The sequence below is a fragment of the Pseudomonas sp. GXM4 genome (genome assembly GCF_008923895.1).
Classification (GTDB): Bacteria; Pseudomonadota; Gammaproteobacteria; order Pseudomonadales; family Pseudomonadaceae; genus Aquipseudomonas; species Aquipseudomonas atacamensis.
This window is the reverse complement of sequence record NZ_WBRZ01000084.1, coordinates 1-20,312: the sequence shown is the minus strand read 5'-3', so window position 1 is coordinate 20,312 and position 20,312 is coordinate 1. Positions and strand designations below refer to the sequence as shown.

20 protein-coding genes are annotated in these 20,312 nt (G+C 60.4%); 10 read left to right on the top strand and 10 right to left on the bottom strand.

Features of this window, described 5'->3' with window-relative positions:
• Positions 1-227 precede the first annotated feature (227 nt).
• From ureE to F8N49_RS13115, 5 genes are all read left to right on the top strand, one after another.
• Complete coding sequence (ureE, locus tag F8N49_RS13135) at positions 228-728, top strand: urease accessory protein UreE (protein ID WP_016771908.1); 501 nt, start codon at positions 228-230, stop codon at positions 726-728.
• Entirely contained in the window at positions 725-1,399 is a 675-nt protein-coding gene (locus F8N49_RS13130) for an urease accessory protein UreF (RefSeq protein ID WP_071174255.1), read from the top strand. The genes ureE and F8N49_RS13130 overlap by 4 nt, the downstream gene beginning before the upstream one ends.
• 24 nt (positions 1,400-1,423) lie before the next feature.
• A complete protein-coding gene (ureG, locus tag F8N49_RS13125; RefSeq protein ID WP_073471723.1) occupies positions 1,424-2,038 on the top strand; it encodes an urease accessory protein UreG in 615 nt (204 codons plus the stop codon).
• A 27-nt stretch (positions 2,039-2,065) separates the two neighbouring features.
• Positions 2,066-2,638, top strand: a complete 573-nt coding sequence (locus tag F8N49_RS13120) for a HupE/UreJ family protein (RefSeq protein ID WP_125917516.1) — start codon at positions 2,066-2,068, stop codon at positions 2,636-2,638.
• A 197-nt stretch (positions 2,639-2,835) separates the two neighbouring features.
• Positions 2,836-3,969 carry an AGE family epimerase/isomerase gene (locus F8N49_RS13115; RefSeq protein ID WP_151551677.1) on the top strand — a complete coding sequence of 378 codons (1,134 nt, stop codon included), beginning with the start codon at positions 2,836-2,838 and terminating at the stop codon, positions 3,967-3,969.
• Positions 3,970-4,032: 63 nt separating this feature from the next.
• Here the strand turns inward: F8N49_RS13115 and F8N49_RS13110 are convergent, their stop codons facing one another.
• From F8N49_RS13110 to F8N49_RS13065, 9 genes are all read right to left on the bottom strand, one after another.
• Positions 4,033-4,938, bottom strand: coding sequence for a cation diffusion facilitator family transporter (locus F8N49_RS13110; protein WP_122601492.1), 906 nt, complete (start codon positions 4,936-4,938; stop codon positions 4,033-4,035).
• Positions 4,939-5,137: 199 nt separating this feature from the next.
• Positions 5,138-5,902 (bottom strand): SDR family oxidoreductase, encoded by a 765-nt coding sequence (locus F8N49_RS13105; protein WP_016771914.1) that lies wholly within the window; start codon positions 5,900-5,902, stop codon positions 5,138-5,140.
• Between the two features lie 745 nt (positions 5,903-6,647).
• The gene (locus tag F8N49_RS13100; RefSeq protein WP_016771915.1) at positions 6,648-7,364 is read right to left on the bottom strand and encodes an ABC transporter ATP-binding protein; all 717 of its coding nucleotides are present in this window, start codon (positions 7,362-7,364) and stop codon (positions 6,648-6,650) included.
• On the bottom strand, positions 7,361-8,233 hold the full coding sequence (locus tag F8N49_RS13095; protein WP_151551675.1) for an ABC transporter ATP-binding protein: 873 nt from the start codon (positions 8,231-8,233) through the stop codon (positions 7,361-7,363). Before F8N49_RS13095 ends, F8N49_RS13100 begins: the two co-directional genes overlap by 4 nt.
• Positions 8,230-9,531: a high-affinity branched-chain amino acid ABC transporter permease LivM gene (gene livM, locus F8N49_RS13090; protein WP_016771917.1), complete on the bottom strand. Its 1,302-nt coding sequence runs from the start codon at positions 9,529-9,531 to the stop codon at positions 8,230-8,232. Before livM ends, F8N49_RS13095 begins: the two co-directional genes overlap by 4 nt.
• Positions 9,532-9,534: 3 nt before the next feature.
• Complete coding sequence (locus F8N49_RS13085) at positions 9,535-10,449, bottom strand: branched-chain amino acid ABC transporter permease (RefSeq protein WP_016771918.1); 915 nt, start codon at positions 10,447-10,449, stop codon at positions 9,535-9,537.
• 241 nt (positions 10,450-10,690) lie between these two features.
• On the bottom strand, positions 10,691-11,824 hold the full coding sequence (locus F8N49_RS13075) for an ABC transporter substrate-binding protein (protein ID WP_016771919.1): 1,134 nt from the start codon (positions 11,822-11,824) through the stop codon (positions 10,691-10,693).
• 368 nt (positions 11,825-12,192) lie between these two features.
• A complete protein-coding gene (locus tag F8N49_RS13070) occupies positions 12,193-13,476 on the bottom strand; it encodes an FAD-binding oxidoreductase (RefSeq protein WP_122751707.1) in 1,284 nt (427 codons plus the stop codon).
• Positions 13,477-13,566: 90 nt separating this feature from the next.
• Entirely contained in the window at positions 13,567-15,057 is a 1,491-nt protein-coding gene (locus F8N49_RS13065) for an aldehyde dehydrogenase family protein (protein WP_151551673.1), read from the bottom strand.
• Positions 15,058-15,221: 164 nt separating this feature from the next.
• Here F8N49_RS13065 and F8N49_RS13060 point away from each other — a divergent pair, with 164 nt between their 5' ends.
• The 3 genes from F8N49_RS13060 (at position 15,222) to nadE (ending at position 18,400) form a co-directional block, all read left to right on the top strand.
• The gene (locus F8N49_RS13060; RefSeq protein ID WP_151551671.1) at positions 15,222-16,121 is read left to right on the top strand and encodes a LysR family transcriptional regulator; all 900 of its coding nucleotides are present in this window, start codon (positions 15,222-15,224) and stop codon (positions 16,119-16,121) included.
• A gap of 223 nt (positions 16,122-16,344) precedes the next feature.
• Positions 16,345-17,568 carry a nicotinate phosphoribosyltransferase gene (gene pncB, locus F8N49_RS13050; protein WP_024011382.1) on the top strand — a complete coding sequence of 408 codons (1,224 nt, stop codon included), beginning with the start codon at positions 16,345-16,347 and terminating at the stop codon, positions 17,566-17,568.
• Positions 17,569-17,572: 4 nt separating this feature from the next.
• On the top strand, positions 17,573-18,400 hold the full coding sequence (gene nadE / locus F8N49_RS13045; protein WP_110602760.1) for an ammonia-dependent NAD(+) synthetase: 828 nt from the start codon (positions 17,573-17,575) through the stop codon (positions 18,398-18,400).
• 116 nt (positions 18,401-18,516) lie between these two features.
• Here nadE and azu read toward each other — a convergent pair whose 3' ends face one another.
• Positions 18,517-18,960 carry an azurin gene (gene azu / locus F8N49_RS13040; RefSeq protein WP_076565430.1) on the bottom strand — a complete coding sequence of 148 codons (444 nt, stop codon included), beginning with the start codon at positions 18,958-18,960 and terminating at the stop codon, positions 18,517-18,519.
• 342 nt (positions 18,961-19,302) lie between these two features.
• Here azu and F8N49_RS13035 point away from each other — a divergent pair, with 342 nt between their 5' ends.
• A complete protein-coding gene (locus tag F8N49_RS13035) occupies positions 19,303-19,890 on the top strand; it encodes a TIGR00730 family Rossman fold protein (RefSeq protein ID WP_024011379.1) in 588 nt (195 codons plus the stop codon).
• Between the two features lie 68 nt (positions 19,891-19,958).
• Positions 19,959-20,147, top strand: a complete 189-nt coding sequence (locus tag F8N49_RS13030; protein WP_016771927.1) for a hypothetical protein — start codon at positions 19,959-19,961, stop codon at positions 20,145-20,147.
• Positions 20,148-20,312: the final 165 nt, after the last annotated feature.

The window sequence follows — 20,312 nt, the reverse complement described above, 5'->3', positions numbered from 1 at the left end:
AATACATCTGTCTGACACCGCGCATTCGCGAGCAGGCTCGCTCCCACATTGAACATCCGTCATGGCCTCGCTTTGGTGCATGACAAATCCTTCATGCACCAAAACCTTCCATAATCGCCGCACCTGTTGAAAGATCAGCCACGCGCCGACAGCTATTTCCTACAGATCGCCCGATTGGCGCGGCGCTTGCTCTAGCCCAATCAACGTTCATTGCTGGAAGCTTTCCGATGCTGGTGATTCATCGCAGAATCGACCCTCAACCCGTCTGGGCCGCCGAGCTGCACCTGACCTTCGAAGCGCGCAGCAAAAGCCGTTTGCGCTGTTTCAGTGCCGAAGGCGAAGACGTTGGGTTGTTTTTGGAGCGCGGCCAGCCACCGCTGTATGACGGCGAATGTCTGCAGGCCGAAGACGGCCGTGTCGTGCGCGTCTGCGCCCGTCCCGAACAACTGCTCCACGTCACGTGCGCCAATGCGTTCGAACTGACGCGCGCGGCCTATCACCTCGGCAACCGCCATGTCGCCCTGCAAGTCGGCGACGGCTGGCTGCGCCTGCTCGACGATTACGTGCTCAAAGCGATGCTCGAACAGCTCGGCGCCCGGGTCGAGGCTATCGAAGCGCCGTTCCAGCCGGAACACGGCGCTTACGGCGGCGGCCATCATCATTCCCGCCACGGTGATGAAGACTTCAACTACGCGCCAAAACTTCACCAGTTCGGCGTGCGCCTGTGAATCCGGCCTGGGCGCTGCTGCGTCTGGCCAGTCCGCAACTGCCGATTGGCGGCTACAGCTATTCCCAGGGTCTGGAAATGGCGGTGGATAACGGCCGGGTCCACAACCCTGACGCCGCTCGCCGCTGGATCAGCGATCAACTGCTGCTCAATCTCGCCCGCTTCGAAGCGCCGCTGCTGTTGGCGCATTGCCAAGCCGCAGCAGATGAAAACTGGGCCGAATTACGACAACTCTGCGAGAGCCACCGCGCCAGCCGCGAAACCCGCGAGTTGCATCTGGAGAGCCGGCAGATGGGTTACTCCTTGCAGCAGTTGTTGAACGGTTTGCCGGAACTCGACGCGCCTGCCCGCGACTTTCTTGACCAGACCACAGAACCGCACCTGGCCTTGTGCTGGGCACTGGCAGCACGCGCCTGGGGCATCAGCCCGCAGGACGCTCTTGCCGCGTGGCTGTGGAGCTGGCTGGAAAACCAGCTCGCCGTGTTGATGAAGACCCTGCCGTTGGGCCAGCAAGCCGCCCAGCGCCTGACCAGCGAACTGCTGCCACTGCTGCAACAGGCGCAGCACGATGCGACCCGCATAAATCCCGAACACATCGGCAGCGCCGCGTTTGGCCTGTCTCTGGCGTGCATGGCCCACGAGCGCCAGTACAGCCGTCTGTTCCGTTCCTAGGGCCCGTCTACTTTGGAGAATCACATGAACACACAACCTCTGCGCGTCGGCATCGGCGGCCCGGTCGGTTCCGGCAAAACTGCGCTGACACTCGCCCTATGCCTGGCCCTGCGCGAGCGCTACAACCTCGCCGTGGTCACCAACGACATCTACACCCGCGAAGACGCCGATTTCCTGGTGCGCAACGAAGCCCTCGCGCCGGAGCGGATCATCGGCGTGGAAACCGGCGGCTGCCCGCACACGGCGATCCGCGAAGACGCCTCGATCAACCTTGAAGCGGTCGACCAACTGAACCGTCGTTTTCCCGGGCTGGATCTGATTCTGGTGGAGTCCGGCGGCGACAACCTCTCGGCGACCTTCAGCCCGGAGCTGTCGGATCTGACCATCTACGTGATCGACGTCTCCGCCGGCGACAAGCTGCCGCGCAAGGGCGGCCCGGGGATCTGCAAGTCCGACCTGCTGGTGATCAACAAGATCGACCTCGCGCCACTGGTGGGCGCCTCGCTGGAAATGATGGACAGCGACACCAAACGCATGCGCAACGGCAAGCCGTTCGTGTTCAGCAACCAGAAAACCGGTCAGGGCCTCGCAGAAATCATCGCCTTCATCGAACGTCAGGGCCTGCTGACCGCCGCCTGATCCACTTATCCACAAGGAAGCTTATCCATGACACTCAAACGCATTCTTGGCGCTCTGGCGTTGCTGCTGACACCGGCGCTGGCCTTCGCTCACCCAGGGCATGGCGATAGCGGCCTCATCGCGGGCATCAGCCACCCGATCGGCGGGCTCGACCATTTGCTGGCAATGCTCGCCGTCGGTTTGTGGGCGGCGCAGCAACAAGGCGCGGCGCGCTGGGCGCTGCCGTGCACGTTTGTCGGCACCATGCTGCTGGGCGGCCTGCTCGGTTTTGAAGGGCTGGAGTTGCCGGCGCTGGAAAGCGGGATTGCCGCATCGGTCTTGGCGCTGGGACTGGCAGTGGCACTGGCGGTACGTCCACCGCTGGTGATGGCGGTGGCAGCGACGGCGCTGTTTGCGCTGTTCCATGGCGTGGCGCATGGGCTGGAGCTGCCGGAAATGAGCAGCCCGTGGGCGTATGCGGCCGGGTTTGTGGCCGCGACGGCGGTTTTGCATGCGCTCGGTTATGGCGTGGTGCGAGTTCTTCCGCAGGCAGCGGCGCCGCTGGTGCGGTTGGCGGGTGCGGCTTCGGCGGCGACTGGGGTGTGGTTGCTGGCAGGCTAATCTCTATCGCCTGAGCCGGCCTCATCGCTGGCAAGCCAGCTCCCACAGGTTATTGGGTAAGTCCACAATTGTGTGAACACTCAATTTCCTTGTGGGAGCTGGCTTGCCAGCGATGACGGCCGATCAGACACCAAACCTTTAAAGGCTGCCTCTCTGCTACCATGTCGCGCAATCGCCCCAGCCCGTGACGCCCGCCCATGCCCCACGCTTCCCGCTCCACCGCCCTGCCCGAATTGACCGCCCTGTTTGGCCAAGTGCAGCAGCACTTCCTCGACGTGATCGTGCCGCTGTGGCAAGGCCCGGGCTGGAATGCCGACATGGCGTTGCCCTATGAGGCGCTGGACGCTACACACCAGCCGTTGCCAGCGCAACGCTATCGGGCGATGGCCTGCGCACGCCAGCTGTATCTGTTCTCCAGCCTGATCGGGGTTGTGGATAACGCCGAAGTCCGCGCCGCCGCGCTGTTCCGTTCCCTGCAACGGCACTTCCACGATGCCGAGCATGGCGGCTGGTTCTACAGCATCGACGCACAGGGCAAGCCGCTGGACCAGCGCAAGGATCTCTACACCCACGCCTTCATCCTGTTCGCCTGCGCGCATTACTGGGACAAGTCCCGGGATTCGCTGGCCGAGTCGACATTGAACGCCGCGCTGGAAATCATCGGCCGCCGATTCGCCACCGGCGACGGTTTGTACGAAGCCTGCCTTGAGCGTGACTGGCTCACCCTGCAAACCGGGCCACTGCAAAATCCGCTGATGCATCTGGCCGAAGCTTTTCTGGCGACCCTCGCCGTGCGTGAAGACCCGCAAACGCAGAAGGCCCTGCTTGAGTTATGCACAGCCATGCACAAGCAGTTCGTCGATCCGCAATATGGCGTGTTGATGGAGAAGCCGCTGGGCGCTGTGGATAACTGGTACGAGCCGGGGCACCAGTTCGAATGGTATTTCCTGCTCCAATCGTCGGCGCTGTTGCGCGATTCGAAACTGCACCGGGCGCTGGATCGGGCATTTGCCTTCACCGAGCAGTACGGCGTGCTGGAGTCCTGCGGCGCGGTACGGGCGATGCTCGATCTGGATGGCAATGGACGGCCGAGGGATTCGACCCAGCGCATCTGGGCTCAGGCCGAATACCTGCGTGCGCTGACCTTGCGGGCGGACAGCGAAGCGGTGGTGCTGCGCCAGTTGCAGGCGTTGCAGCAGCGGTTTCTGCATGCCGGCGGCTGGCATGAGTGTCGGGATGAAAATGGGGAGGTCAGCCGCAAGGACATGCCTTCGACTACGCCTTATCATTTGGCGACTTGTTATAGCGGACTGGCTGAATATCTTCGCTGACTCGTGCAAAGCAGGATTTGGGGCTAGAGGGTTACTGTGTTCTCAGCAGACATCCGGATCAGATCAGGCAATCCACTTCTTGTCCCCGGTGAAGCTGATCGTCAGCCACCTCGCCGCATCCGGTTCACCCAACTGCGCCGATATCTGCTCACGTAGCGCGTCCAGCTGCGCGACATCGCGCAGCGGATAATCTGCCGGCAACACCACATGAATTTCGATGAACCGCGCCCGACCGTGCTTTTGCACGTAGGACACGTAATCGTCGAAACCATGCTCGACCTTCGCCACCTCCATGACCTGCCTGACCTGCTCATCCAGCGTGTCCGGGGCGATTCCCAGCACATCACGCAATGCCGGGCCGAGGATCTTCAACGCCGGGGGCAGCATGGTCAGCGCGAGTACGATGAGGATCAGCGGGTCGACATACACCGCCCACTCGCCATAGCCTTGGGACTTGAGCAGCAGCGCGGCGAGGAAACTGATCAACAACCCCACCGAGAGCATCGCGTCGACCAGCCAACTGATGTTGTCGAACTGGATGAGGCTGGATTTGAGCGTGCGATTACGCCGGCGCACGTAAAAGAAGTAGGCGAACTCGACGACGGTAAACACCGCCGCATAGACGATCACCAGACCCAACTCAATATCACGACCACCATTGATGATGCCGAACACGCCGTTGAGAAAGGCGTAGATGGCGATCAACAGCAGGAAGCTGCCCTCGATCAGCAACACCATCGGTTCCAGATGCCAGAAGCCGAACTGGAAACGCTGATTGCTTTGCTTGGCGATCAGCCGGGCGGTGATCAGCATCAGGATTTTGATGAATGTCGCGATCAGCGAAAAAAAGCCATCGAACAGGATGGATTGCGAACCTGAAACAAAACCGGTGACGATCCCGGCAATCGACACCGCCAGCATCAGCAGCGTCGATTGTTTGAGCAGTGCCTGCTCACCTCGGTTACTCACTTGAACTCCTCATGAAACCTTGAGCGCCGCGGGGTGCGGCCTGATGGTTGAATGAGGAGTTTAGCTTATCGACTTGTTTTGCCTGTGCCGACCTCATCGCTGGCAAGCCAGCTCCCACAGAGACCGAGTACCTCACAAGATTTGTGTTCACCGGTGACCTGTGGGAGCTGGCTTGCCAGCGATTGGCCTCAGCGCGGTATCAAGCCTTGTTACGCTCGATGGCAAACCCGGCCCAGGTCTGGCTCACCGGCATCAGCTCCAGGCTGTTGATGTTGATGTGCGCCGGGGTGTTCATCACCCAGAAAATCGTCTCGGCGATGTCCTGCGGCTGGATCGGCTCGGCGCCAGCGTAAGTGGCGTTGTAGCGTTCCTGGTCACCGGCGAAACGCACCAGCGAGAACTCGCTTTCGCACAGGCCGGGCTCGATGTTGCTGACCCGCACGCCAGTGCCCTGCAAATCGCAACGCAGGTTCAGCGAGAACTGTTTGACGAAGGCTTTGCTCGCGCCGTACACGTGGCTGCCCGGGTACGGATAGTTGCCGGCGATGGAACCGAGGTTGACGATACCGGCGCCACGGCCGTGGGCGATCAGCCGAGGCAGCAGCAGGCGGGTGGCGTACATCAGGCCTTTGACGTTGGTGTCGACCATGGTGTCCCAGTCATCCAGATCGCATTTCGGCGCAGGGTCGACGCCGAGCGCCAGGCCAGCGTTGTTGATCAGGCCACGGAGTTTGGCGAACGACGGCGGCAGGTTGGCGATTGCCTCCTCCATCGCCTTGCGATCACGCACATCGAGGACCAGACCATGCACTTCGGTCTGCTTCGACAGTTCGGCGCACAGGGCATTGAGGCGTTCTTCACGACGGCCGGTCAGGACCAGCTTCCAGCCAGCCTCGGCAAAACGCCGGGCACAGGCTTCACCAAAACCGGACGTCGCGCCGGTGATAAACAGGGTGTCGGACATCGTGTTCTCCTTGCTTCGGCCGCCACGGCAGCCCTTGGAATAGAAAATCAGCAGGCAGCATGCCCGCCCTCGCGGATACGGGCAACACTTGCCAGCTGTACAAAAATCAACCAGACCTGCCAAGGCCTTGGCCAGCGTGGCCTGTAGCCATGTGCACGCATGTTATCCACAGTCTGCTCCACAGTTTCCGGGGGCAAGTGCAAACGCGCAAAGCCGCGCCACACAAGGCTTTGCGGGCGAAATGGAAAGTTTTTTGCTTGACCGTGAGGCGGGGGATGTGCGGGACAGGGCATTTTGCACGACGGACGGTGCAACCGGGTGATTGCGCGAGGCCAGCAATTACGGCGCTCCGCGAGGTCTTTCCAGAGTTTAGTCACAGACTTATCCACAGGCTTTTACACACAACAGTACCCGACCTGGATGCGCTATAAAAAGGTTGACAATGGCGCCTCACGCCTGCCTGAAACTGACTGATCAAAAAACAATCACAAGCCTGGAGACCACGGATTACAAGGCCTGCAACCATATACACCCACGTTATTCACAGCCAGTTCCACAGTAACCGGGGACAAGTCAAAACTGTGGAAAAACAGCCATTTGCAGCGTCTATATGTCGCGCTTTGGCAGCTTGGGGAATTTGTTTTCCACAATTTCGGGAATTACCCAATTTACCTGTGGTGGATTCCAAAAAATAAAAAAGCCCCGGGACTCTCGTCGCCGGGGCTGTGTACAACCGCGAGAAGAATCAGTGCCCGCCCAGATAGGCGTTACGCACCTCCTCATTCACCAGCAGCTCTTTGCCTGTGCCGGTCAGACGGATTTCGCCGTTGACCATCACATATGCCCGGTCCGACAGCTTCAGCGCATGGTTGGCGTTCTGCTCGACCAGAAAGATGGTCATGCCGGTTTTGGCCAACTCGCGCAGGGTGGCAAAAATCTGTTTCACCACGATCGGTGCCAGACCCAGGCTCGGCTCATCGAGCAGCAACAGCTTCGGCCGGCTCATCAGCGCACGGGCGATGGCGAGCATCTGCTGTTCACCGCCAGACATGGTCATCGCCCGCTGATTGCGCCGTTCTTCAAGCCGCGGAAACAGCTCGAACATGCGCTGCATGTCCTCTTTGGCGTACTTGTCGCCAATCGGGATGGTGCCCATCAGCAGGTTCTCCTCGACGGTCATGTCGGGGAAAACCCGCCGCCCTTCCGGTGACTGCGCGATGCCATTGGAGGCGATGTAGTGCGAGGACTTCTGCGTGATGTCGACGCCCTGATAGAGAATCTGCCCGCCCGCCGCCCGTGGCTGGCCGAAGATCGACATCAGCAAGGTCGACTTGCCGGCACCGTTGGAGCCGATCAGGCTGACGGTTTCGCCTTCGTTGATCTGCAGGGAAACGCCTTTGAGCGCCTGGATCGGGCCGTAGAAGACGTCCAGATTACGCAGTTCGAGGATCGGTTGACTCATGCCAGCTCCTCTTCGTCGGCGCCCAGATAGGCCGCGATCACTTTCGGATCGTTGCGGATCGCTTCCGGCCCGCCTTCGGCGATGACGATGCCGTGGTCGAGAACCACGATGTGATCGGAAATGCTCATGACCATGCCCATGTCGTGTTCGATCAGCACCACGGTCAGATCGTGCTCGTCGCGCAGCAGCCGGATCATCGCGCTGAGCGCTTCGGTTTCCTGAGGGTTGAGGCCGGCGGCCGGTTCGTCGAGGCAGATGATCTGCGGCCGCGTGCACATGGCCCGAGCGATCTCCAGACGGCGTTGTTGGCCGTACGAGAGTTCACCGGCGAGACGGTTGGCGCAGTCGACCAGATCGACCACTTCCAGCCAGTAGAACGCGACATCCAGCGCGTCGCTCTCGGCCTTGCGATAGCCCTTGGTGTTGAGGATGCCGGCGAGCATGTTGCGGTTGACCCACATGTGCTGCGCCACCAGCAGGTTTTCCAGCACCGACATTTCCTTGAACAGGCGAATGTTCTGGAACGTACGGGCAAGACCTGCACGGTTCACCAGGTGAGTACCGCCGAACATCTTGTAGTACATGCGGCTGAGGAAGGATTTCGGCGAGACGAAATCGGTCGGTTTGAACGACTCGCCCAGCAACTGGATGACGTTGGTCTGCTGGCCGCGCACGTTGAGTTCGATCTTGCCGCCCGTGGCCTTGTAGAAACCGGTCAGGCAGTTGAACACCGTGGTCTTGCCGGCACCATTGGGTCCGATCAGGGCGAAGATCGAATTGCGTTTGACCTTCAGGCTGACATCGCTCAACGCCTTGATGCCACCGAAATGCATCATCAGTTTTTCAACAGAGAGTACGACTTCACTCATGGCGCAGTCCTCTCGTAGTGAATGGCACCTTTGCGTGGTTTGACCCCGGTGCGGCTGATGCGGATCAGCCCGCGTGGTCGCCAGATCATCATCAACACCATCAGGATGCCGAACAGCAGCACGCGGTATTCAGCGAAGCCGCGCAGCAGTTCCGGAGCGACGGTGAGCACAAACGCGGCGATGACTACGCCAATGGTCGAGCCCATGCCGCCGAGCACGACGATGGCGAGGATCAGCGCCGATTCGAAGAAGGTAAACGAGGTCGGGTTGACGAAGCCTTGATAGGTGGCGAAGAACACCCCGGCCAGACCCGCCGTCGACGCACCGATGGTGAACGCCGAGAGCTTGACCAGCACATGGTTGAGACCCATCGAGCGGCAGGCGATTTCATCTTCACGCAGCGCTTCCCACGCGCGACCGACCGGCATCTTCACCAGCCGATGCTTGACGTACAGCACCGCCAGCACCACCAGGAACAGCACTGCGTAGATGAAGTAATACTTCACGTCGGGGTTGTAGGTCAGACCGAAGAACTCATGGAACGGTACTCCGCCATCCTTCGCCCGCTTGCCGAACTCCAGGCCGAAGAACGTCGGCAGTGGCGCCGGCATGCCGTTCGGGCCGCCGGTCAGGGACAGCCAGTTGTTCAGCACCAGACGAATGATTTCGCCGAAGCCCAGGGTCACGATCGCCAGATAGTCACCGTGCAGACGCAACACCGGGAAACCGAGAATGCAGCCCGCCAGGCCTGCGGTGATTGCCGCCAGCGGCAGCACGGTCCAGAAACCCAGACCCAGATATTGATAACCCAAAGCCAGACCGTAGGCACCGATGGCGTAGAACGCCACGTAACCAAGGTCGAGCAGCCCGGCCAGACCGACCACAATGTTCAGCCCCAGCCCCAGCAACACGTAGATCAAACCGAGGATGACCACGCCGAGCAAATAGGAGTTGGAAACAAACGGCACGATGATCGCCAGCACAATGATCAGCGGGATGATCCAGCGCAGCCGCGATTTGTAGTCCGCCGGCAGCACGTGCACACCGGAACCGCTGCTCTCGAACCCGTCGAGGATCTTCAGGCCCTTGGGCGTTTGCAGGAACAGGCTGAGGGCAAAGCGACCGGCCATGACGATGGCAATGATCCACGCCACGCGGGTCGCTTCGAGGTTGAAGCTGTAGCCGTCGAGGACCACGCCGACAATCGGCCCGAACACGATCAGCGCAATCAGGCCGGCAAGAATCGCCTCGACCAGACTTTTTTTGATATCGATGGATTTTTCAGTGGTTGCAGACATCGCTTACACCTTCGACACAAGAGGACGGCCCAACAGGCCCTGCGGCCGGAAGACCAGTACGAGGACGAGCAGCGAGAAACTGAACACGTCTTTGTAGTCGGAGTTGACCAGACCGGAGAACAGCGACTCGGAGATGCCAAGGATGATCCCGCCGAGCATCGCGCCGGGCAGTGAACCGATGCCGCCCAGAACCGCTGCGGTGAACGCCTTGATGCCGATGATGAAGCCGGCATAGAAGTCGAACGTGCCGTAGTTCATGGTGATCAGCACACCGGCCAGTGCCGCCATGGCTGCACCGATGATGAACACATAGGAAATCACCCGGTCGGTGTTGATCCCCAGGATCGAGGCCATCTTGCGGTCTTGCTGGGTCGCACGGCACATGCGGCCGAGCTTGGTGTATTTGATGACGTAGGTCAGCAGCCCCATGCCGACGAACGCGGCGATCAGGATGAAGACTTTGGTGTAGGTCAGTTGTACGAAGCCGGTGCCGACTTCAACACGCCAGGCACCGGTCAGCAGCGTAGGCACGCCCTGTTGTTTGGCGCCCTGAGCGATCTGCGCATAGTTCTGCAGAATCAGCGAAATACCGATAGCGCTGATCAGCGGCGCCAGGCGGGTCGAGTTACGCAGGGGTTTGTAGGCAACACGCTCGATGACCCAGCCATACACCGCCGTGACGACGATGGTGAAGATCAGCGTGCCGAGCATCAGCAGCGGGAAGGATTCGATACCGAAGTAAGCCAGCAGAGCCAGACTGATTGCCGCCAGGTAAGCGGAAATCATGTAAACCTCACCGTGGGCGAAGTTGATCATGCCGATGATGCCGTAGACCATTGTGTAGCCGATGGCGATCAGGCCATAGACCGACCCGAGGGTCAGGCCATTGACCAGTTGCTGCAGGAAAATACCATCCATAACGCAATCTCACGCAGTGAGAACCTGCGCACCAAGGGTGCGCGGTTCTTCTAGGAAAAATACAGATGTACGTCGGAGCAATGTCGGAGCGTGATCAGCCCGATCGCCACTGAATCCTGTGGGAGCTGGCTTGCCAGCGATAGCGGTGGATCAGCCAACTTGTGTGTCGATTGACCTGACGCCATCGCGGGCAAGCCCGCTCCCACAGGGTTTCAAGTGAGCCGAGTGATCGCTTCAGCCCTTACTTCTGCTTTTCCAGCTGGTGGTATTTGCCGTCCTTGTCCCACTGGTAAACCACGTAGTCGGAGACTTTCAGGTCGCCCTTGGAGTCCCAGGTTTTTTCGCCCATCACGGTTTTCACCGGATTTTTCTTCAGCCAGGCCGCAGCCTCTTCACCCTTGTTGGACTTGGCACCGTTGAACGCTGCCGCCAGGGTCTGAACCGAGGCGTAGGCGTACAGGGTGTAGCCTTCAGGCTCGGTGCCGGCCTTGCGGAACGCGTCCACTACGGTCTTGCTTTCAGGCAACAGGCGCGGGTCGGCGCCGAAAGTCATCAGCACGCCGTCGGTGAATTGCGGGCCGCCAGCGGTGGTCACCAGCTCGTCGGTCACGATGCCGTCGTCGGACATGAACTTGACGTCTTTCAGACCTTGTTCGCGCAGCTGGCGAACCAGTGGACCGGCTTCCGGGTGCAGGCCGCCGAAGTAGACGACATCGGCGCCGGCGCCACGGATCTTGGTAACGATGGTGCTGAAGTCTTTCTCGCCGCGGGTCAGGCCTTCGTACAGCACAGGCTTGACGCCGCGTTTTTCCAGCTGAGCCTTGGTGGCGTCCGCCAGGCCTTGGCCGTAGGTGTCCTTGTCGTGCAGCACGACGACTTTCTTGCCCTTGAGCATGTCGACGATGTAGTCGCCGGCAACGATGCCTTGCTGGTCGTCACGTCCGCACATACGGAACATGGCGCTGAGGCCACGCTCGGTAACTTGCGGGTTGGTCGAGCCCGGGGTGATCGCGATGATCCCGGCTTCGTCGTAGATTTCCGAGGCTGGAATGGTAGACGAGGAGCAGAAGTGCCCGACCACGCCGGCGACTTTCTGGTTGGTGAGGTCCTTGGCGACCGTCACTGCCTGCTTCGGTTCGCAGGCGTCGTCGCCTTTGACCAGGACGATTTTTTCCCCATTGACGCCACCCGCCGCGTTGACCGCATCGGCCGCCGCCTGTGCACCCTTCATGTACTGCTCGCCGAATGCCGCGTTGGCACCGGTCATCGGACCCGCTACACCGATCTTGATATCAGCTTGAGCAAACGCAGAAACACCCAGCGCAGTAGCGACTGCGAGGGCCAGAAAGCCTTTCTTGTAAAACGTCTGGGACATGAGGTGGTGCTCCAAGGTTTTTTTTAGTTGGCACTGCGACTTCACTTCACTCAAAGCTCAGAGCAAGGCCCGTGCCATCGGTTTTTTATTCTTCAAAAAGTCGCTGCGTTGTTGTTATTTCGACTGTTTCGGTCCCATTTTCATTGGGCGTGCAACCGTCTAAACCGCGGAAGGTGAAACCATTTGTTTCTTCAGGCGCAACCCGCACGCGCCATCATTGCAACCGCAGCGGCAAACGACGTGCAACCAGCCTGTAACAGCACGCGTCACCGAACTGCACACTGCTGGTGCGGGACTGCTACAACCCGCACCATTACAGGCTAGTCGCTGGATGCAAAAGCGCCGCTTGCGGCAACAAATTTCAACACTCAAATGACGATGCGCAGGCACTGGCCCGCGTGATACAGGGAAAACCCGGCTTCGTACAGGCAACTGCGCAAGCCCACACCGGCCAGGGGCTGCATCGGTGCGAAGGGAATCGGCAGTGCCTGCGGATCGCCGTTGCACAGGTAATCGGCGAAGGCTTTGCCGACCACCGTACCGGTGGTGACGCCGCGACCGTTATAACCGGTGACGGCTACCAGTCCGGGCGCGGGCTCGAACAGCCGCATCAGGTGATCAGGGGTAAACGCAATGCGCCCGGTCCAGGTGCATTCCCACTCGACCGGCTTCAGATTGGGGAAGTAATGCTGCTGCACCCGATCAGCCCAGGCCTTGAGAAACCACGTCGGTTTTTGATTGCCATTGCCGAGGCTGCCAAGCAACAGGCGCCCGTCCTTGTCGCGACGGATGCTGCTCAATACCTGACGGGTGTCCCACGAGCCCTGCCCGCCCGGGAGAATTTCCTGCGCAGCGTCTTCGCTGAGCGGCACCGAGGCGACCTGGTAGTAATAACCGGGAAAGAAATTGCGCTTGAGTTCGGTCCAGTCGCCTTCGGTGTAAGCATTGGAGGCGATGACCACTTGTTCGGCGAGTACCGAACCCTGGGCGGTTTGCACCGACCAGTTCTGCCCGATGCGCTCGAGGCGAGTCACTGGCGAATGATCGAACATCTGCCCGCCGAGCCCGCGCACGGCATTGGCCAGCCCGGTGACATAGGCCATCGGATTGAGCGTGCCGGCGCGGCGATCAAGCAACGCGGCGGCGATTTTCTGCGTGCCGGTGGCTTGCTCGCAGGCCTTGCCGGTCAGCAGTACGACCGGCGCGCCACGACGTTTCCATTGCTGCTCGCGACTGCGCAGATCCGCCTCGCCCTTGGCGTTATGCGCCATGTGCAAAGTGCCTTCGCGGCGCAATTGGCAATCGATGGCGTATTTATCCACAAGGCTGAACACCAGCGCCGGCGCCGCACCGAGCATGCGGTTGAGCTGACTGCCGACCGCCTCGCCGAACCCGGCTTCGATCTCGTCCGGAGGAATCCACATGCCGGCGTTGACCAGCCCGACGTTGCGCCCGGAGCCACCATGCCCTGCGCGATGCGCTTCCAGCACGCAGACGCTTTTACCTTTTTCCAGCAGATGCAGCGCCGCTGACAACCCGGTGAACCCGGCGCCGATCACGCAGACATCGACCTTGACCTCGCCACTGAGCGCGGTGTTATCCGGGCGTTGTGGCGTGAGCGTTTCCCACAGACATTCTTCGCGTAACGGCATTGCCAAGCTCCTGTCGGAGCAGCCGCAAGCCACAAGCTACAAGCTGCAAGCCGGTCTGCTTGACGCTTGTAGCTTGAAGCTTGTAGCTGCTTAATCGAATGTAATGCCCTGCGCCAACGGCAATTCCAGCGAGTAATTGACGGTGTTGGTCTGCCGGCGCATGTACGCGCGCCAGGCATCGGAGCCGGATTCACGGCCGCCGCCGGTCTCTTTCTCGCCACCAAATGCACCGCCGATTTCCGCACCGCTCGGGCCGATGTTGACGTTGGCGATGCCGCAGTCGCTGCCGACCGCCGACATGAACCGCTCGGCCTCACGCACGTCGGTGGTGAAGATGCACGATGACAGGCCTTGCGGCACGGCGTTGTTCAGGCGCAGCGCTTCTTCGAAATCGCTGTAGCCGACCACGTAGAGAATCGGCGCGAAGGTTTCGCTGCAGACCACGTCGCTCTGCTCGGGCATTTCCACGATGGCCGGCGATACGTAGTAGGCGTTGGGGAATTGCTCTTCCAGTTGGCGCTTGCCGCCGAATACCCGGCCGCCTTCGCTCAGCGCCTGTTCCAGCGCATCCTGCATGTTTTCGAAGCTGTGCCTGTCGATCAGCGGGCCGACCAGATTGCCTTGCAGCGGATGGCCGATGCGTACTTTCGAATAGGCAGCCTTGAGGCGAGTGACGATTTCTTCCTTGACCGACTCATGGGCAATCAGACGGCGCAAGGTGGTGCAGCGTTGCCCGGCGGTGCCGACGGCGCTGAACAGAATCGCGCGCACCGCCATATCCAGATCGGCGCTCGGGCCGAGGATCATCGCGTTGTTGCCGCCCAGCTCAAGAATGCTGCGGGCGAAACGCGCGGCGACTTTCGGCGCCACTTCGCGGCCCATGCGCGTGCTGCCGGTGGCGCTGATCAGCGCAACACGCGGATCATCGACCAGCGCTTCGCCGGCATCGCGTCCGCCGATCACCACCTGGCACAGGCTCGCCGGGGCATCGCTGAAATTTTTCACTACGCGATCAAACAGCGCCTGACAGGCCAGCGCGGTCAGCGGAGTTTTCTCCGACGGCTTCCACACCACCGGGTTGCCGCAGACCAGCGCCAGGGTGGTGTTCCACGCCCACACTGCGACCGGGAAGTTGAACGCGCTGATGACGCCGACCACGCCAAGCGGATGCCAGGTTTCACGCATATGGTGGCCCGGGCGCTCGGAGGCGATGGTCAGACCGTACAACTGGCGCGACAGGCCGACGGCGAAGTCGCAGATGTCGATCATCTCCTGCACTTCACCCAGACCTTCCTGAGTGATCTTGCCGGCCTCCCACGATACCAGCTCGCCAAGGTCGGCCTTGTACTCGCGCAACACTTCACCGAACTGGCGCACCAGCTCACCGCGACGCGGCGCCGGCACCTTGCGCCATTGCTCGAATGCATGATCTGCGCGACTGATGTGCTGCTCGACTTCGGCAGCGCCCTCCCAGTTCACCGAGGCAATTTCACTGCCATCGATGGGCGAATGCACCGGCACCTTGCCGTTCTGGTACAGGGCCGGGTTGACTCCCAGACGATCAAGCAATGCGGCTACCATCGGTCTCTCCTCAAGCAAAAACAGAATGTGTGCGGCCATCCTTTGCATGGCCGGGCAGGCCTTTAGTTGTAGCCTCACTGCGGCGATGCAACAAACGACCTTTACGCCAGATATCATTCCGTTTATTCATGCTGCCTAGCGAAAGACAAGAAAAAGGACTGGCCATGCTGAACAAACGCCACTTGCCCTCGATCACCGCGCTGCAATGCTTCGAGGCCGTGACCCGGCACCTGAGTTTTACCCGCGCCGCCGAAGAGCTGAACCTGACCCAGAGTGCGGTGAGCAAACAGGTCGCGCAGCTTGAAGAACTGTTGCAGCACTTGCTGTTCCGCCGCGTGCGTCGGCGTTTGCAGATGACACCGGCCGGGGATTTGTATCTGGTCGAGGTCAGAAAAATCCTCAGCCAAGTGGAGATGTCGACGCATTACCTGCGTTCCTACGGCGGCGAAACCGAAGTCCTGCGCGTTTCCACCCCGTCGACCTTCGGCGCCCGTTGGCTGGTGCCGCGCCTGAAAGGCTGGCGCCTGCGCCATCCGTCGATTCATCTGGATCTGTGCAACGAACAGGAAGCCGACGATCTGTTGCAGGGGCGCAGCGATCTGGCCTTCTATTTCGGCCAGGCTTCGCGGCCGGGCACCGAATGCCTGAAACTGTTCGGCGAACAACTGGTACCGGTCTGCGCCCCGGGCAGCCTGCCGGACACGCCATTCACTGACCCGACGCAACTCACCGACCTGGTGCTGCTGCAAAATGCCTCGCGACCGCAGGCCTGGCACGACTGGTTCGACAGTCAGGGCTACCACACCGAACACAGCTACCACGGGCCGCGTTTCGAAACCTTCTATATGTGCATCCGCGCCGCCCAGGTCGGTTGTGGCGTTGCGCTGCTGCCGCGGTTTCTGGTGGAAGAGGAATTGGCCGAAGGCAAACTGGTCATACCCTGGCAGCATGCGATGCCCAGCAGCGATGCCTATTACCTGGCCTACCCGGAGCACGCGGCGGAAGTGCCGAAGGTGCGGGATTTTGTGAAATGGATGCTGGAGCAGATCGACAGCCCGGCTTGAAATCCACCTAGCCCTTTTTGGCCCCTTTGTGGGAGCGAGCTTGCTCGCGAAAGCGTCAGATCAGCCACATCATCTTTATCTGACACACCGCTTTCGCGAGCAAGCTCGCTCCCACAGGGTTTGCAGTGGCGTGAAAAACTGCTGGCAATCCTTGCACCTGATATGCGCCACTAGCGCCATCGATATAGACCGCGCCAGGCGCGGCGCAACTGGAGACCCGTTTATGAGCGAGAGTGTGTTTGCCGATCGCATCGTGCAGAACCTGCTCGACACCGACTTCTACAAGCTGACGATGATGCAGGCGGTGCTGCACAACTACCCCAACGTCGAAGTCGAATGGGAATTCCGCTGCCGCAACGCCGAGGATCTGCGTCCGTATCTGGCCGAGATTCGTCATCAGATCGAGCGTCTGGCCGAGCTGAGCCTGAGTGCCGATCAGTTGAGTTTTCTCGAGCGCATCAGCTTTCTGAAACCGGATTTTCTGCGCTTCCTTGGCCTGTTCCGCTTCAACCTGCGCTACCTGCACACCGGCATCGAGAATGGCGAGTTGTTCATCCGCCTGCGCGGGCCGTGGCTGCATGTGATTCTCTACGAAGTGCCGCTGCTGGCGATCGTCAGTGAAGTGCGCAATCGCTATCGCTACCGGGAGACTTCGCTGGAGCAGGCACGCGAACAGCTGTATCGCAAGTTCGACTGGCTGACCGCCAATGCTTCGGCCGATGAGCTGTCGCAATTGCAGGTTGCCGATTTCGGCACGCGCCGGCGCTTTTCCTTTGGCGTCCAGGCCGAAGTGGTCAACGTCCTCAAGCATGACTTCCCGGGGCGTTTCGTCGGTACCAGCAACGTGCATCTGTCCCGCGAGCTGGACATGAAACCGCTGGGCACCATGGCTCACGAGTGGATCATGGCCCATCAGCAACTCGGCCCGCGCCTGATCGACAGCCAGATCGCCGCGCTCGATTGCTGGGTGCGCGAGTATCGCGGTCTGCTCGGCATCGCCCTCACCGACTGCATCACTACCGATGCGTTTCTTGGCGATTTCGATCTGTTCTTCGCCAAGCTCTTCGATGGCCTGCGCCACGATTCCGGGGATCCGGTGGCGTGGGGCGAAAAGTGCATCGCGCACTACCACAAGCTTGGCATCGACCCGATGAGCAAGACCCTGGTGTTCTCCGACAGTCTGACCCTGCCGAAATCGTTGGAGATTTTCCGCGCGCTGCACGGTCGCATCAATGTGAGCTTCGGCATCGGTACCAACCTCACCTGCGATATCCCGGGTGTCGAACCGATGAGCATCGTGCTTAAAATGACCGCCTGCAACGGCCAGCCGGTGGCGAAGATCTCCGACGAGCCTGGCAAGACCCATTGCAAAGATCCGAATTTCGTCGCCTATTTGCGACATGTGTTTCAGGTTCCTGCCGAATCCAGTCTATCTAGCAAGGAGTGAATTCATGCAAGCCGTACAGCGTGAGATTGCTGAGCAGCTCAAGGTGCAACCACCGTTCGCCGACGATCAGGCCCTGCAGGCCGAAGTCGCCCGGCGCCTGACGTTCATTCAGGATTGTCTGGTCAATTCCGGGCTCAAGACCCTGGTGCTGGGCATCAGCGGCGGCGTCGATTCACTGACCGCCGGCCTCCTGGCCCAGCGCGCGGTGCGTGAACTGCGCGAAAAAACCGGCGACGACCGCTACAAATTCATCGCCGTGCGCCTGCCCTACGAAACCCAGTTCGACGAGCACGACGCCAAGGCCTCGCTCGACTGCATCGCCCCTGACGAAATCCACACCGTGAACATCGGCCCGGCGGTCAAGGCGCTGGCAGCTCAAGTGTCGGCGTTCGAAGGCAAGCCGGCAGCGTCGGTCGACTTCGTGCTGGGCAATACCAAGGCGCGTATGCGCATGGTGGCGCAGTACACGATTGCCGGGGTGGCGGGCGGCCTGGTGATTGGCACCGACCACGCGGCGGAAGCAGTGATGGGTTTCTTCACCAAATTCGGCGATGGCGCCTGCGACCTCGCCCCGCTCAGCGGCCTGGTGAAAAATCAGGTGCGCGCCATTGCCCGCAGTTTTGGCGCGCCGGAGTCATTGGTCGAGAAAGTGCCGACGGCTGACCTCGAAGACTTGTCACCGGGCAAGCCGGACGAAGCGGCGCACGGCGTGACCTATGCCGAGATCGATGCGTTTCTGCACGGGGAAACGGTGCGGGACGAGGCGGCGAAGATCATCGTCGATACGTACAACAAGACTCATCACAAGCGGGTCATGCCGTTTGCGCCTTGATTTTTCAACGGCATGAAAAAGCCCGCTGAGGAGCGATCCTCCGCGGGCTTTTTCTTTGGCCATCAGTGAAGCGGATGGCCTCTTCGCGAGCAGGCTCGCTCCCACATTGGCCCTGATTACTTGACGACGATGGTGCCTTTCATCATCGAGATGTGGCCAGGGAACGAGCAGAAGAAGCCGTAGCCACCGTCAGCTACCTTGGCCACATCGAAGGTCACCGAGTCGGTTTCCTTGGCGCCGATGATCTTGGTGTGGGCGATGATGCGGGCGTCGCCGTCCTTCAGGTAGTTCTTGTCGATACCCGCTGCCAGGCCGTCGGTAGCGATCGGCTGCATGTCAGCTTCTTTGCTGATCACCAGGTTATGGCCCATGACGTTCTTCGGCAGGCTGCCGGAGTGGGTCAGTTCGACGGTGAAGGTCTTGCAGCTCTTGTCGATCACGATTTCCTTGGTGTTGAAGGTCATCTGATCGGTGGAATCAACGGTGGTTTTGCACTCGGCAGCCATCAATTGGCTGCTGGCCAGCGCCAGCAGGGATACCGCAACAACTTTGGAAAACATGGTGAATCTCCAAGGCAGGGTTAACAAAAACACTAGTGGTGGAAAGACTGCCTGAAATCATCGCAAGTTCATATGACTTGAGTCAAAAATTGTATACAACTTTCAGGCTATGACACTCATCGACACAATCTAACGGCCATTTCGTTGGGCCAGGCCTATGATCGGCCCACCTACTGAAACGGAGTGCCAATCATGTTCTTTAACGGCCTGTTGTGCAGCTTGCTCGCCGCCTACGCTTGTGGCGCCAGCGGCACTTTTGAATCACCCGAACGCGAAGTCTAGTCCTTGGAGCGCAGCGTGCCAGCCGTTACCCTGTGCGACTGATCGACTCAGGAGTAACGCATGTCGCTGAAATCCGTTTGTGTGTTTTGCGGTGCCAACGCCGGTACCGTGCCGGCTTACACCGAAGCTGCCGTGGCCCTCGGCCGGGCATTGGCCGAGCGTAATCTGACGCTGGTCTACGGCGGTGGTGCCGTCGGTTTGATGGGCATTGTCGCTGATGCCGCGCTCGCCGCTGGCGGCGAAGTGATCGGCATCATTCCGCAAAGCCTGATGGACAAGGAGATCGGCCACAAAAGCCTGACGCGCCTGGAGGTGGTCGACGGCATGCATGCGCGCAAGGCGCGGATGGCTGAGCTAAGCGACGCGTTCATCGCCCTGCCCGGCGGCCTTGGCACGTTGGAAGAGCTGTTCGAAGTCTGGACCTGGGGCCAGCTCGGCTACCACGGCAAGCCTTTGGGGCTGCTGGAAGTGAACGGTTTCTACAGCAAACTCACGGCTTTTCTCGATCATATCGTCGGCGAAGGCTTCGTTCGCGCGCCACACCGTGACATGCTGCAAGTGAGCGAATCGCCAGATTCCCTGCTCGACGCCCTCGATCAGTGGCAGCCGACCGTCACGCCCAAGTGGGTCGACCAAAAACCCGGTTAACCCCCGGACACCGATACAGGGCAGAATACGCGCCGCTCAACCTCACCTTCGACCCCAGAGGATCGCCCATGGCCAAACCCAATTACTCCTTCGCCAAACGTCAACGAGACCTGGCAAAGGAACAGAAGAAAGAGGAAAAGCTTCAGCGCAAGAAGCAAACCGCTGAAGAAGCGGCACTGAACCCTGACGGTGAAGTGGCGACCGATGATGATGTTGATGCATCCGATGCACCGAAAGATCAGACGCCCGACGCCTGAGCCCCACCGGGTTTGATGATCGAATCAGACCCTGCGGATTTGTGACGGGGCTGGCAGTTCTGCTGCCGGCCCTCACAGCCCTTTATCCTATTCCCGAAAACGACGCTGCCCCTGTGGGAGCGGGCTTGCCCGCGATGGCTGCGGCACATCCAACAACGTCGTCAC

Excerpts from the sequence above, each read along its gene's own strand:
- ureE (WP_016771908.1), top strand. The coding sequence starts at position 228 with ATGCTGGTGATTCATCGCAGAATCGACCCTCAACCCGTCTGGGCCGCC.
- ureG (WP_073471723.1), top strand. The coding sequence starts at position 1,424 with ATGAACACACAACCTCTGCGCGTCGGCATCGGCGGCCCGGTCGGTTCC.
- F8N49_RS13120 (WP_125917516.1), top strand. The coding sequence starts at position 2,066 with ATGACACTCAAACGCATTCTTGGCGCTCTGGCGTTGCTGCTGACACCG.
- F8N49_RS13115 (WP_151551677.1), top strand. The coding sequence starts at position 2,836 with ATGCCCCACGCTTCCCGCTCCACCGCCCTGCCCGAATTGACCGCCCTG.
- F8N49_RS13105 (WP_016771914.1), bottom strand. The coding sequence starts at position 5,902 with ATGTCCGACACCCTGTTTATCACCGGCGCGACGTCCGGTTTTGGTGAA.
- F8N49_RS13100 (WP_016771915.1), bottom strand. The coding sequence starts at position 7,364 with ATGAGTCAACCGATCCTCGAACTGCGTAATCTGGACGTCTTCTACGGC.
- F8N49_RS13095 (WP_151551675.1), bottom strand. The coding sequence starts at position 8,233 with ATGAGTGAAGTCGTACTCTCTGTTGAAAAACTGATGATGCATTTCGGT.
- livM (WP_016771917.1), bottom strand. The coding sequence starts at position 9,531 with ATGTCTGCAACCACTGAAAAATCCATCGATATCAAAAAAAGTCTGGTC.
- F8N49_RS13085 (WP_016771918.1), bottom strand. The coding sequence starts at position 10,449 with ATGGATGGTATTTTCCTGCAGCAACTGGTCAATGGCCTGACCCTCGGG.
- F8N49_RS13075 (WP_016771919.1), bottom strand. The coding sequence starts at position 11,824 with ATGTCCCAGACGTTTTACAAGAAAGGCTTTCTGGCCCTCGCAGTCGCT.
- F8N49_RS13070 (WP_122751707.1), bottom strand. The coding sequence starts at position 13,476 with ATGCCGTTACGCGAAGAATGTCTGTGGGAAACGCTCACGCCACAACGC.
- F8N49_RS13065 (WP_151551673.1), bottom strand. The coding sequence starts at position 15,057 with ATGGTAGCCGCATTGCTTGATCGTCTGGGAGTCAACCCGGCCCTGTAC.
- F8N49_RS13060 (WP_151551671.1), top strand. The coding sequence starts at position 15,222 with ATGCTGAACAAACGCCACTTGCCCTCGATCACCGCGCTGCAATGCTTC.
- pncB (WP_024011382.1), top strand. The coding sequence starts at position 16,345 with ATGAGCGAGAGTGTGTTTGCCGATCGCATCGTGCAGAACCTGCTCGAC.
- nadE (WP_110602760.1), top strand. The coding sequence starts at position 17,573 with ATGCAAGCCGTACAGCGTGAGATTGCTGAGCAGCTCAAGGTGCAACCA.
- azu (WP_076565430.1), bottom strand. The coding sequence starts at position 18,960 with ATGTTTTCCAAAGTTGTTGCGGTATCCCTGCTGGCGCTGGCCAGCAGC.
- F8N49_RS13035 (WP_024011379.1), top strand. The coding sequence starts at position 19,303 with ATGTCGCTGAAATCCGTTTGTGTGTTTTGCGGTGCCAACGCCGGTACC.
- F8N49_RS13030 (WP_016771927.1), top strand. The coding sequence starts at position 19,959 with ATGGCCAAACCCAATTACTCCTTCGCCAAACGTCAACGAGACCTGGCA.